Source organism: Plantibacter sp. M259 (assembly GCF_006065115.1).
GTDB lineage: Bacteria > Actinomycetota > Actinomycetes > Actinomycetales > Microbacteriaceae > Plantibacter > Plantibacter auratus.
The window spans coordinates 1299555-1312159 of sequence record NZ_CP040750.1; the positions used below are offsets into that span (position 1 = coordinate 1299555).

At 68.1% G+C, this 12605-nt stretch carries 9 protein-coding genes; 1 reads left to right on the forward strand and 8 read right to left on the reverse strand.

What is annotated here, in order from left to right; genetic code table 11:
- Nucleotides 1-53: 53 nt before the first annotated feature.
- From FGL15_RS05930 to FGL15_RS05955, 7 genes are all read right to left on the reverse strand, one after another.
- On the reverse strand, nt 54-1508 hold the full coding sequence (locus FGL15_RS05930; RefSeq protein WP_138945329.1) for an alpha-L-fucosidase: 1455 nt from the start codon (nt 1506-1508) through the stop codon (nt 54-56).
- Entirely contained in the window at nt 1505-1675 is a 171-nt protein-coding gene (locus tag FGL15_RS20255) for a hypothetical protein (protein WP_167620520.1), read from the reverse strand. Before FGL15_RS20255 ends, FGL15_RS05930 begins: the two co-directional genes overlap by 4 nt.
- Nucleotides 1672-2622 (reverse strand): carbohydrate ABC transporter permease, encoded by a 951-nt coding sequence (locus tag FGL15_RS05935; protein ID WP_138945330.1) that lies wholly within the window; start codon nt 2620-2622, stop codon nt 1672-1674. The genes FGL15_RS20255 and FGL15_RS05935 overlap by 4 nt, the downstream gene beginning before the upstream one ends.
- The gene (locus FGL15_RS05940; RefSeq protein ID WP_231884403.1) at nt 2622-3530 is read right to left on the reverse strand and encodes a carbohydrate ABC transporter permease; all 909 of its coding nucleotides are present in this window, start codon (nt 3528-3530) and stop codon (nt 2622-2624) included. Before FGL15_RS05940 ends, FGL15_RS05935 begins: the two co-directional genes overlap by 1 nt.
- 71 nt (nt 3531-3601) lie before the next feature.
- Nucleotides 3602-4930, reverse strand: coding sequence for a carbohydrate ABC transporter substrate-binding protein (locus FGL15_RS05945; RefSeq protein WP_138945331.1), 1329 nt, complete (start codon nt 4928-4930; stop codon nt 3602-3604).
- A gap of 87 nt (nt 4931-5017) precedes the next feature.
- A complete protein-coding gene (locus FGL15_RS05950) occupies nt 5018-8176 on the reverse strand; it encodes a discoidin domain-containing protein (protein ID WP_138945332.1) in 3159 nt (1052 codons plus the stop codon).
- Nucleotides 8176-9264, reverse strand: a complete 1089-nt coding sequence (locus FGL15_RS05955) for a peptidylprolyl isomerase (protein ID WP_138945333.1) — start codon at nt 9262-9264, stop codon at nt 8176-8178. Before FGL15_RS05955 ends, FGL15_RS05950 begins: the two co-directional genes overlap by 1 nt.
- 197 nt (nt 9265-9461) lie before the next feature.
- Between FGL15_RS05955 and FGL15_RS05960 the strand changes: the two genes are divergently transcribed.
- Nucleotides 9462-11315: a glycoside hydrolase family 35 protein gene (locus FGL15_RS05960; RefSeq protein WP_138945334.1), complete on the forward strand. Its 1854-nt coding sequence runs from the start codon at nt 9462-9464 to the stop codon at nt 11313-11315.
- Between the two features lie 28 nt (nt 11316-11343).
- Here the strand turns inward: FGL15_RS05960 and FGL15_RS05965 are convergent, their stop codons facing one another.
- The gene (locus FGL15_RS05965; RefSeq protein ID WP_205858695.1) at nt 11344-12432 is read right to left on the reverse strand and encodes a LacI family DNA-binding transcriptional regulator; all 1089 of its coding nucleotides are present in this window, start codon (nt 12430-12432) and stop codon (nt 11344-11346) included.
- Between the last annotated feature and the right edge of the window lie 173 nt (nt 12433-12605).

Sequence of the window (12605 nt, forward strand, 5' to 3'; positions counted from 1 at the left end):
CCGCGCTCGCGTCAGCGCACCGCGCTGACGCACACCCGCAGTGGAGGAGACCGTCAGGAGGTCGTGAAGACCGCGACCCGCGCGATCCGCGGCTGGGCTCGCGATGCGGTGATCGTCACGCGCAGCTCGGACGTCTCGACGGCGTCGAACCGGAGGATCCGCTGAGCACCCACCGTCGCCGCCGAAGCGAGCACCCGCGGCACACCGTCGGCGTCCACCACCGAGACCTCGACCCCCTCGACCAACTGCCCGTGAGCGATCGCCTCCCGCACGCTCACTCCGGAGACCAGCTGAGGTCGATCCCAGCGGAGCCGCAGGGTCGGCTGGGGATCGTCGTCGGCCGGACGCCATGACACCAGGTCCAGCTGCGAACCCGTACCGGTGATCGACGCGGCCGGCACCGGCGCGCTCGACATCGTGAGCAGAGCGGCATCCGCGACGTCGAGCTGTTCCAGGCCGTCGATGAGTCGGCCGAGACCGGCGAGGCTCTCGAGGTCGGGCTCCGCGATCAGTCCGTCCCTGGTGGGTGGCAGGTTGAGCAGGAACGTCGCGTTCCCGCCGACACTGCGCTCGTAGATGTCGAAGAGCTCTTCGGCCGAGCGGACCATCCCGTCCTCGGAGGGATGGTGGAACCACCCCGGACGGATGGAGGTGTTGACCTCCGCCGGGTACCAGACGAGCGGCTCCCTGGTCGCGAGGATGGCAGCGCGGCTACCGAGGTCGTCCTCGTCGGACTGGACGGCCCGGCAGAACAGCCCGTCGTCGACCTGCTGCGAGCGGTCCGCGGTGCGCTCGGCATCTCGCAGCGACGCGGGGACCACGCTCCACTCGTCAGCCCGCGTGGACCCGGCCTCGTTCCCGCACCAGCGCACGTCCGGTCCGCACACGCTGATCGCCGCGTTCGGCTGCAGCTCGCGCACGACCGCGTAGTAGCGATCCCAGTCGTACAGCTGCTTCTTGCCGTTCGGCCCTTCACCGTTCGCGCCGTCGAACCAGACCGAGAACAGCTCGCCGTATCCGGTGAGGAGCTCGGTCAGCTGCGCGACGAAGAAGTCGTCGTACGCATCACCTGAGCCGTAGCTCGGTTCGGCGCGGTCCCACGGCGACAGGTAGACGCCGAACGCCAGCCCCGCCGCTCGACACGCGTCCGCGACCTCTGCGACGAGGTCGCCTCCACCGTCGCGCCACGGACTCGACGCCACCGAGTGGTCGCTGACGGCCGTGGGCCACAGCGCGAAGCCGTCATGGTGCTTGCAGGTGAGGATGAGCCCGCGCATGCCGGCGCTCTTCGCCGCCGCGACCCACTGCGCCGCATCGACGCCAGCCGGGTCAAACACGGCGGGCGACTCGGTGCCGTCGCCCCACTCCCGGTCGGTCATGGTGTTGACCCCGAAGTGGATGAAGCCGTAGAACTCCATCCGCTGCCACGCGAGCTGCCGGGGCGACGGTACGACGGCGACCGCTTCAGCCAACCGCGCAGCGACCGTCTCCGCCGAGCCGCCGCTCATCGGAACTTCCGGTTGTAGAGGGCGAGCAGCGTGATCAACCCGGCGAGTCCGAGCAGCATCACGCCGAGGTTCAGCCAGCCCACGGACTGGTTGGCGATGATCACCGCTGCCACGCAGATCACGAAGACGACCGCCGCGACGACGGCCCCCACACGTTCCTTGGTCATTCCTTCAGCCCTCCGGCTCCGACGTTCTGCAACAAGCGTTTCTGGATGATGATGTAGAGGATCACGACCGGGATGATGACGATCACCATGCCCGCGTACAACCGCCCGTAGTCGGCTGCCGCACGCTGTGCCTGGAACAGGTTGAGCAGTCCCACCTGCAGGGTCTTGTTCTCGCCCGGGATGAGCGACAGGGAGATGATGTAGTCGTTCCAGTAGCTCAGGAAATTGAACAGGATCGCCGTGCTGATCGCCGGCATCGCCATCGGCAACATGACCGTCCGCATCGTGCGGAACCGGGACGCACCGTCGAGCGTGGCGGCCTCCTCATAGGACACCGGGATGGTGCGGAAGTACGCGAGCAGCAGGTAGATCGTGAACGGCAGCGACGTCGCCGCGTACACGAGGCCCAGCACGAACAGGTTGTTGATGAAGAAGCCGCTCGGCATGAAGGTCCGCAGGGCCTTGTCCCACCCGAGCAGCATGAGGAAGATCGGGATGACGATGTAGTTCACGTTGATGAACAGACCGGCGAGCAGCAGTGTCTCGAGGATCGACTTGCCGCGGAACTCGAACCGCGCCAGCGCATAGGCGGCCGGCACGGCGATGATCAGGACGAAGCAGAGGCCGACGACCGTGACGAGCAGGGAGTTGAGCAGATACGGGCCCATGTTGGCGTCGACGAACGCGTCGACGAAGTTCTGCCAGTGCAGGCCCTCCGGGAGCGCCCACGGGTTGCCGTAGAACTCGCCCTTGGTCTTGACCGATGCCATGACGACCCAGAGCACTGGCACCAGGATCATGAGCGAGATGAGGATCAGGACGAGGTTCGAGATCCACGACACCGGCCGACGACGACGGACGCGCTGACGGGAGGTCGGACCAGGCGGGACCGACGAGGACGGTGGCGTGACGATCGGGGGGACTGGGGCTGAGGTGGTCGTGGTCATCAGAACTGGAGGACCTCTCGCTTGGTCGCGCGGCTGATGATGAGCGCCGCGAGGAATGAGAACAGGAAGATCGCTGTCCCGATGGCCATGCCGTAGCCGTAACTCGAGTTCGTGTACGCCTGCTTGTACATGTAGTCGAGGAGGACCTCGGAGGCGCCGTCCGGACCACCGCCGGTGAGTGCCCGGACGAGCACGAACGCGAGGTTGATCGAGCTGATGATGAAGAAGATGAGGGAGGTGCGGAGCGTCTCCCAGACGAGCGGCAGCGTGATGTCGAAGAACTGCCGGAACGGGCCAGCACCGTCGAGCGCGGAGGCCTCGTAGATCTCGGCCGGGATGTTCGACATGCCGGACATGTAGAGCACGAGGTAGTAGCCGAGGGACTGCCAGACCATCGCGAAGGCGATGCTGTACATGATGATCTTCTGGTCGCCGAGCCAGACCTGCGACAACGAACCGAGGCCGAGGAAGTTCAACGAACCGTTGATGAGGCCGTTCTGCTGGTCGTACACGGCGGAGAAGATCGCTGCGACGACGACGATGGACAGCACGCTCGGCAGGTAGAGGACGAACCGGTACAGGTTGCTCGCCCGCACCTTGCCCTGGGTCATGACCCCGGCGAGGACGAGCCCGCCGGCCATCGTCACGATGGAGACGACGACGAGCAGGAAGACGGTGTTCTGGAACGCCCGGACGAACTGCATGTCACCGGCGAGGGCGATGAAGTTGTCGAAGCCGGCGAACGTGGGGGTGCCGCCGACGCCGGTCCAGTTGTAGAGCGACATCCGGAAGACGTCGAAGGTCGGGACGACCATGAAGAGCACGTAGAGGATGATCGCGGGCGCGACGCACAGCAGCACGAAGCGGTTCTTCCCACGGGTGTTGAGGGAGACGGGGCGTCTGGCCACAGCGCGTCCTTTCTGCGAGGAGGGTGGTGCGCCCGTCCGACCAGGGGATCGGACGGGCGCACCGGTTCGGATCAGCCCGCGAGCTGGTCGGTGAGCTTGTTGCTCGCCTCGTTGACCTGGTTCTGCCAGTCCTCGAGGGTCATGGTGCCGGAGAGGACACTGTTGGCCGCGTCGAAGAGCGTGGCCTTGAGGTCGACGCCAGGGACCGGCTTGGTCGCGGCGAAGGCACCGACGACGGCCTCGACCCCGGGCTCGCTGTAGACGGCGTAGAAGTCCTTCGCCTCACCGGTCAGGCGCTCGGGGAGCCCCTGGATCGGCTGGATGGCGTTCGCCTTCGCGAAGATGTCGGCGGCCTCATCCGAGTAGAGGTAGGCGATGAAGTCCTTCGCCGCGTCCTTGTGCGCTGCCTCCTTCGGAACCCACGCCGACTCGACGAACGTCGTCAGGTAGCGCGTGCCGTCGGCCTCGGGAGCGGGGACCGGGGTGAGCCCCCACTGGAACCCGTCGGTGCGGGGGGCGTCCTTCATCTCGTTCGCGATCCAGGAGCCGTTCGGCATGAAGAGCGTCGTGCCGTCGAGGATGGTCTGCTGGTTCTTCGTGAAGTCCTGCCCGTTCGCGTAGCCGACCGTGGTCGGGGCCGCGTAGCTGAGGAGCTTCGTCGTGAGCTCGAGCGCCTCGGTCGCGTCGTCCGACTTCCAGACGTCCTGCTTGTAGGTGAGGACGTCGTTCAGGAACTCCGGTCCGCCCACCGCCGACAGCAGCGAGAAGAAGTAGGAGTCGAGGTAGCCCGCCGTCGGGTAGGTGAACAGCGAGATACCCTCGGCCTTCGCGGTGTCGCCGAGCTCGAACATCTCGTCCCAGGTGGTGGGGACGGTCCAGCCGTTGTCGGCGAACAGCTTCTGGTTGTACACGAGGCCGGTCGGCGACGCGTACATCGGCATCAGGTAGACCTTGTCGTCGCCGTAGGGATTGGTGTTGAGGTTGCCGACGATGCCGGGGGTCAGCTTGTCGCCGACCGTGACGTCCTCACCGGGGATCTTCTCGTCGAGGACACCGGTGAGGTCTTCCAGGTTGTTGTCGCGGACGAAGGACTCGGTGAAGCCCTCCTTCGCACCGAGACCGAGGAAGACGAGGTCCGGGTAGTCACCGGCCGCGACCTGCGGGGTGAGTTCGTCGGCGAGGGTCTTGCTCGTGGTGAGCTCGATCTTCACGTCGGGGTTGAGCTTCTCGTAGGCCGCGACCACCTCCTTGTACATCTCGGCGCCGTAGCCGCCTTCGAATGCGGCGATCTTCAGGGCGTCGGCGTCGTCACCGCCCGTCCCGGAGTTGCCCGCGCAGCCGGCGAGCATGCCGACCGTCGCGACGGCGGCGATGACGCCGAGGGTTCTGGTGCGCTTCATGACAGGGGTCCTTCCCAGTGCTGGTGGGTGGTGCAGGGGTGGTGGGGTGTGTTGTGGTGCGGGGGTGGGCGAGAGTGCTGCGGTCCGTCATCGGTTCATGGCCGATGCGCGACGGGCCCGCAGGGTGAGTGCTGCTGCTCCGGCCAGCAGGAGGAGGATCCCTGCAGCTGCCGGCACGAGGCCGTCGACTCCGGTGCTCGCAAGCGAACCGCCGTTGGAACCGGTACCGGTGGCGCCAGATCCACCGGTACCGGGGCTTCCTGCGCCGGGCGTGCCGGGCGTACCCGGTCCACCCGGCGTGACCGGGGTGCCGCCACCGGGCTCGAAGGCCTCGATCGCGGCGTTCAGCGCGACGACCGCAGCTTGCACGTCGGCGTTCGTCACGGCGGTGTTGCCAGTCGCGACGGTGTCGCGGTTGACGAGGGCCAGGACCGCCTCGGCCGAAGCGATCGCCGCGGTCAACGTCTCGGTACCGTCCGCCGCCGGAGCAGCGGCGCGCGCCGACTGAGCCGCGGCCGTCGGCGGGGCGAGCAGGGCCTTCGCCGTGCCGATCGACGCCGCGAGTTCCGTCGTGTCGACGATCTCCACCGTGACCCGCTTGGTCGCGTTCGAGCCGAACTCGAAGACGACCCCGGAGGTACCGAGCTCCTTGTCGGCGGCGAACGCGTTCGTGAGGGTGATCGTCGCGCCGTCCGCGGTGTCGGTGCGGACGTAGTCGGCACCGTCGAGGCTGCCGACGATCGCGCCGGAGGGCTGGACGTACCGGAGACCGGTGAGCGTGTCACCGTCGAGGTCGACCGTGAACGTGGGCAGGTTGTCGGGGTCCTCCGCCATCGCGGCGTTCTTGTCCATGACCGCTGCCGTCGGGGTCACCGTGGGATCGGTTGCGGCGACCGCACTGTTGAAGACGCTGATGGTGCTCAGAGTCGGTGCGTAGATCTGACCTGGCAACAGGCTCTCGAGCGACACCCGGAGCTTGGAGCTGGTGACGGACTCGAAGTCCTTCACGACCTTGCTCGCGCCGATCCCGGTCTGGGAGGAGAACGTCACCCAGGCCCCGGCCGCCGCGTCCCATCGCTGCAGGGAGAAGGCGTTGACGCGAGGGTCGGTGCCCGAGTCGGTGAACTCCGAGAGGTCGACCTCGTCGAAGGTCGTGTCGGCACCGAAGTCGATGTCGATCGTCAGCGGATAGGTGGCGTCGTCTGCACCGGCCCAGCGCGTCGCCGGGTCGCCGTCGACGAGCTTGCCCGCGTTGAACTCGAAGTCGTTGTGCGGGTGCGTGCTGCTGGCGACGATCGGCCTGCCCTTGGCGAGGTCGACTCGGGTGTCCACGCCCTCGTTCTCGATTGGGTCGGTGTCGACCGGGTTCTCGACCTTCGCGCCGGTCGGCGCCTCGTACAGCCCGATGTCGACGCCGTCACCGTAGTAGAGCTCGGTGCCGAAGAAGTCGTCCGAGCCGATGCGCTCGTTGTACCGACCGGCATCGACCAGCGGCGAGGTGTCCTGCAGCTTGAACAGGGACGCGGAGTCGCGGATGGCGTCGACGCCGGCGTCCTTGGCGTAGTCGGCCGGGTTCCCGACAAACTGCGGGTCGCCGACGACGGCGCGCTTGTCCACCGGCTGGTTGGCCGACTGCGTGCCGCTCGCCTCGAAGTAGGCGTTGTTCGAGAACACGCCCTTGTCGAGGCCGCCGGCCTTCCGAGCCCAGTTCGTGGAGGTGGTCGTCGAGGTGTTGTAGAAGACGTTGTTCGCGAAGTAGACGCGGTCCTTCAGCACCTCGTCGTGGAAGCTCTCGAGCTCCGCGCCGTCGTAGACGAAGACGTTGTTGAGGATGTACGTCGGCGAGTAGTTCGACGACAGCATGTTCTTGAAGATCACGCCGTTGTCGTTGACGCTGAGGTTGTAGCGGGCGATCGAGTTGGAGCTGTTGCCCATGTAGGACATCCACCCGCCCTGGTTGTCGTGCGAGTAGTTGTGCTCGTAGACGACGTTGAAGTTGGTGAACTCGAGGTCCCAGGGCGTCGCGTCGTACTCGTTGGCGGGGCCGCCGTAGATCTCGTTGAAGCGCATCACGCTGTCGGCACCGGCCCACAGGTAGAGGCCTGCGGAGACCTGGTTGTAGCGCTCGAGCCACCCGTTGGCCTCGTTGTACTCGGCGGTCAGGCGCTGGGTGTTCGCGAACTGGAACGGACCCTGGCCGGTGCTCTCGGCGTAGTTGTGGCTGATCGTCACGTCGCGGCTGTAGAGGTCGCGGTCGCGGACCCAGAGCTGTTCCCAACCCTCGTGGTACTTGCCGGAGGCGTCCGTCTGGCCCTGCTGGTCGCCGAACCAGTTGAACGCGAACTGCACCGCGTGCAGCTCGACCTTCTCGAAGGTGTTGTCCTGGATGCTGATGTCCTGGAAGTGGTGGCCACCTGTCGGGTACGCCGTGTACTGCTGCGAACCGAACACCTGGAAGTTGACCCCGGCGTAGTGGATCTTCTGCCAGGAGCTCGGGCCGTCGATGTCGTGGGCGAAGACGTTCGAGATCGAGATCCCGCGCATGATCGAATCGGCGCCGGCCTCGAGCTTGTCGGCGTTGATCGAGACGGAGATGCCGTCGCGGACGTAGCTGCCGGTGGTGATGTCGGTGGCGAAGTCGTCGTCGTTCGACACCTCGAGGTTCGCGATGTGGACGTACTGCTGGTTGCGGAGGATCACCGCTCCGGTCAGTCCGACGGTCTCGGGGTTCTTGACACCGGGACTCGTGAAGGGGCTGGGGACCTGTCCGTTCGTCGCGATGTAGGGACGGCGCGCACCGGCGTCACCGTACGCGTCGATCACGATGGGCGCGGTCTCGGTGCCCGAACCCTTCGGCCACAGGGAGGTGTTCGACCAGGTCTCTCCGGCCTTCAGGAGGACGCGGTCGCCCGGCGCGAAGGTCTTCGCGTTGACCTGGGTGAAGCTCTTCCAGGCGGTGGCCGCCGACGTGCCGGTGGCCGCGTCGTCCCCGGCAGTTGCGTCGACGAAGTAGTCCGTGCCACCCGTCGTGTTCGGGGTGTCACCGGCCCAGCCTGTCGGAGCGGCAGCCGCCTGGACGGCGGTGCCCGGGGTGGTCGGTGCCGCGGACGCCGCCGGAGCGAAGGCCGTGGCGAAGAGGGCGGTGAGCCCGAGGACGGCGAGTCCTCGGAGGGCGGGGTGCTGGGCTGACCGGTTCCGACGTCTGCGTCGGGGTTCCGGGGTCGCCGCGGGGGTGGCGGTGTTCATCAGTGCGTGTCCTCCATCGTGAGTTGGTGCAGGGCGTTGCTGTTCATCTGGCGTGCTTGGGCCGCGACGCGTTCGGCGATGAGCGCGTCGAGGGCGGTGTTCTCGAGCTGGGCTCGGATCCGGTCGGCGTAGGCGGTGAAGGCGGCGTCCCGGTCGACGGTGACGGCGTCCACGCGGTAGACGACGTGCTCACCCAGCTCCACCACGGGCGAGCTGAGCGCGCCGGCTGGCAGGGTCGCGACCTCGGCGACGAGGCGTGGGTCCGGGGTGCGGGATCCGGCGTCGAGGAGACCGGTCGCGCCGTCGAGGGTGGACGCGGAGACGGTCGCGTCCGGGTCGGTGCTGGAGACGGCGTCGACGCCCTCTGCGGCGAGTCGTGCCGCGAACTGCTCGGCGGTGGTCGAGGCGAGCGGCACCGCGATCCGGGTGAGCTGGTAGGTGGACGCGTTGACGGTCCAGTCCTCGGCGTGCGCGTCGAAGGCGCCCCGGACCTCCTCGTCGGAGACGTCGAGGACCGGGTCCGCGCCCGAGCTCAGCGCAGAGAAGAGCCTGGTGCGGAGATCGGCGATCGTCCGGCCGTAGAACTCCTGTGCGCGGAAGGAGGTGAGTCCGTAGACGACCTCGCCCTCGTCGAGCTGCGCCGCTCGGGCGGTGTTGGTGTCGGCGAGGGCCTGTTCGAATCCGGCGAAGTCCGCGAACGGGACGAGTCCGCGCTCGTGCCCGAGGTCGAGCACCACGCGGTCGGCCGCGAGCTCGTCGAGGGCCGCCGTCCGGAGTCGGTCGAGGGCGGTCGTGTCGCCGAGTGGTGCGTCCCAGTCGACGGAGCCGGATCCGGTCTCGACGAGGACCTCGTTCTCGACGGCCGGTCGGACGCGCTCCATGTGGAACAGCAGCTCGTCGCGGGTGACCGGGGCTCCGTCGATGGTCCCCAGCTCAGCGGGTGCCGCGCCCGCTCCGCTGACGGCGACGCCGACGACGACCGTTGCCGTCAGCACCAGGGCTCCGGCGGCGAGGAGCAGCCGCGACCGGCGCCGACCATGTGAGAGCGCACCACGGAGGCCGTGGGCGGGAGCGTCGGTGCTGGTCATCGGTGCGGCCTTTCCGTGGGAGGGGAGCGGGGTCGGCGGTGCTTGGCAGTCATGCTGGCAGAAAATGCTACGGATAACAATCGATGACTCAAAAGCGTTACAAATCGGCTGAAATGAGCCGAGCAAAGGCTTGGCATCCATAACATGCATGGCTCATAGTGGAAGTCTGCACGCCGATCCGAGGAGACGACCGCACCATGACGAAGTTCGCCGACACCGTCGGTCCCGCCGTTCCGCCCGTGATCGACGACGCCGTTCGGCAGGCTCCATCCGCACTGCACTGGAGGGACGGACGACTCTTCCGCGATGGGGCGCCGCACTCCGTTCGGTCCGGATCGCTGCACTACTTCCGCGTCGTGCCGGAGCAGTGGCGCGACCGGATGCTGCGCTTCGTCGACCTCGGGCTCAACTCGATCGACACCTACATCCCCTGGAACTTCCACCAGCCACGCGTGGACGCTGCACCGGGCTTCTCCGGCTGGCGTGACATCGGCCGGTTCATGGAGACGGCCGCCGACCTGGGGCTCGACGTCCTGCTGCGACCCGGCCCGTACATCTGCGCGGAGTGGTCGAACGGCGGCCTCCCCGCGTGGCTCACCGCCCGCGACATCGCGCTCCGCAGCTCGGACCCCGGGTACCAGCAGCCGGTCGAGACGTGGTTCGAGGAACTCATCCCCCGACTCACGCCGTATCAGGCGATCCACGGTGGCCCGGTCGTCGCCGTGCAGGTGGAGAACGAGTACGGCAGCTACGGCGACGACGCACATCACCCCGGGTGGCTCGCCGCGCTGCTGCGTCGCCTCGGTGTGCAGGAGCTGCTGTACACCGCCGACGGGCCCACCGACCTGATGATCGACGGCGGTTCCATCCCCGGGATCATGATGGCGGCGACCCTCGGCTCGAAGCCGGACGAGGCGCGCGCCCTCCTGCGGAGTCGGCGCCCGGACGAGGCGTTCTTCGTCGCCGAGTTCTGGAACGGGTGGTTCGACCACTGGGGGCAGCCGCACCACGTGCGGGACGCGCGGAACGCCGCAGCGGTGGCCCGCGACATCCTGGCCGACGCCGGGAGCATCAGCATCTACATGGCGCACGGCGGCACGAACTTCGGGCTCTGGTCCGGAGCCAACATCGTCGAGGGCGAGCTGCGTCCGACCATCACGAGCTACGACTCAGACGCACCGATCGCCGAGGACGGCCGGTTCACGGACAAGTTCTTCGCCCTGCGTGAAGTCCTCGGCGTCGCAGACGAGCCGCTGCGATCCCCCGAGGTGCGGTTCTTGCCGGAGCGCAGCGTGTCCCTCCGGCACGGTGCCGACCTCCTGGACGCACTGGCCGGACTCGGTGAGCCCCTCGGACCGGAGTCGGCCGCCCCGCCGTCGTTCGAGGATCTCGGTGTCGACGCCGGTCTCGTCGTCTACGAAGCCGACGTGCTGCTCCCCGACCGACCGGTCGACCTCGTGTTCGACGGCGTGGCCGATCGCGCCCTGGTCTTCGTCGACGGAGCCCTCCAGGCCACGATCACCACCGCGGGGACGGTCACCGTGGTCGGCTCAGGCCTCATGTCGAAGCTGACCGTGGTGGTCGAGAACCTCGGCCGGGTCAACTACGGACCGCAGCTGGGCGCGAAGAAGGGCCTGCTGGGGCCGGTGCTCGTCGAACGCCGTCTCGTGCACGGTTGGCGAGCACGCGCAGTGGCCCTCGATCAGCTGGACCCGCTGCATCTCCGAGCGGTCGTCGACCGGACCGGCGGCCCGACGGCCACCCCGAGTGCTGGGGGCGGCCTGTCGAGCGCGACGTTCGTCGTCGACGAGCCGCTCGACACCCACCTCCGACTGCCCGGCTCCACGAAGGGCTTCGTCTGGGTCAACGGGGCGCTCCTCGGTCGCTACTGGAACATCGGCCCGCAGCAGACGCTCTACGTGCCGGGGCCGCTTCTGCGGACCGGCACGAACCGCATCGTCATCCTCGAGCTCCACGAGGCCGGATCGACCGTCGAGTTCGTCGACCGTCCGGAACTCGGACCGACCGAGGAGTACGTCGAAGAGTTCTGAGCCACGACGCGGGGATGGACCGCGCGGGCTACGGGGCGGTCGTCGGCGCCGCGGTGCTCCCGCGCACGATCAGCTCGGGCAACATGACGACCGTCTCCCGCTCCGCGGCCGGCTCCTCGATGAGCGTCAGCAGGTGCTCGACCGCCACGCGTCCCATCTCGCTGAACGGTTGGCGGATGGTGGTCAGTGGCGGCGAGGCGAATCGTGCCAGCGCGATGTCGTCCATGCCGATCACCGAGACGTCGCCGGGCACGCTCCGGCCCAGTTCGTCGAGGGCACGCAGGACGCCGAAGGCCATCTCGTCACTCGAGACGAAGATCGCCGTCACGTCGGGCATGCGCCCGAGCAGGAGGCCGTTGCGGTACCCGGACTCCGGGCTCCAATCCCCGTAGAGGACGGGTGGTTCGTCGATCCCGCGGTCGCGCAAGGCGGCGCGCCAGCCGGTCGTCCGGCCTCCCGCGTCCTTCCAGGCGGTCGGGCCACTCAGGTGCCAGACGGTCTCGTGTCCGAGGTCGAGCAGGTGTTCCGTCGCGAGACGGCCTGCGGCCTCCTGGTCCACCCGCACGATCTCGTCGGCGAAGGATTCGAGGCCGTCGATCACCACGGTCGGCAGATCGGCCGTGACCCGGAGCAGGGAGACCTCGTCCCAGATCGGGACGGCGATGACGAGACCGTCGACACCCTGGTTGCGGAGCCGTTCGATGGCGTCGGTGATCGACGCGGCGGACAGCGAGGTCGTGCCGGCTGCGCTGACGAAGTAATCGTGCTGGTGCGTCGCCCGCTGGATGCCGAGCATCATCGAGGCGCGCGCGTAGTAGTCGGTCTCGTGGGTGAGGACGCCGATGGTGCGGCTGCGGCCGGTGACGAGCGCGCGCGCGAGACCGGTGCGGCGGTAGCCCGTCTGCTCGACGGCGGCTTCGACCTGGAGGCGGGTGACCTCGGTGACGTTGTCGAGGCCCCGGAGCACGCGGGAGACGGTCTGCGGGGAGACGCCGGCGATCGCGGCGACATCGGCCATCGTGGGCATCCGCGTCCGCTTCTCGCGACGCGATCGGCCCCCGCCGTTCGCCGTCGATGTGGGCGCGTCGAGCGCGGTCGGTCCCCCGGGTGACGTCATTCCCACATGTTAGTCAATGGCACGGATAACACCTGCACCTCCACGCCGGTGTGCGCCGCAGCCGGCGCGGTGCGCTGACGCGAGCGCGCTCGGATCGGCGTGGCCGCGCCCCGCAGCCGTGAGCGCGCCCCTCCGGAGACCCGCACTGGCGTCACAGGCCCGCGCTCACGTCA

Excerpts from the sequence above, each read along its gene's own strand:
- FGL15_RS05930 (WP_138945329.1), bottom strand. The coding sequence starts at position 1,508 with ATGAGCGGCGGCTCGGCGGAGACGGTCGCTGCGCGGTTGGCTGAAGCG.
- FGL15_RS20255 (WP_167620520.1), bottom strand. The coding sequence starts at position 1,675 with ATGACCAAGGAACGTGTGGGGGCCGTCGTCGCGGCGGTCGTCTTCGTG.
- FGL15_RS05935 (WP_138945330.1), bottom strand. The coding sequence starts at position 2,622 with ATGACCACGACCACCTCAGCCCCAGTCCCCCCGATCGTCACGCCACCG.
- FGL15_RS05945 (WP_138945331.1), bottom strand. The coding sequence starts at position 4,930 with ATGAAGCGCACCAGAACCCTCGGCGTCATCGCCGCCGTCGCGACGGTC.
- FGL15_RS05950 (WP_138945332.1), bottom strand. The coding sequence starts at position 8,176 with ATGAACACCGCCACCCCCGCGGCGACCCCGGAACCCCGACGCAGACGT.
- FGL15_RS05955 (WP_138945333.1), bottom strand. The coding sequence starts at position 9,264 with ATGACCAGCACCGACGCTCCCGCCCACGGCCTCCGTGGTGCGCTCTCA.
- FGL15_RS05960 (WP_138945334.1), top strand. The coding sequence starts at position 9,462 with ATGACGAAGTTCGCCGACACCGTCGGTCCCGCCGTTCCGCCCGTGATC.
- FGL15_RS05965 (WP_205858695.1), bottom strand. The coding sequence starts at position 12,432 with ATGACGTCACCCGGGGGACCGACCGCGCTCGACGCGCCCACATCGACG.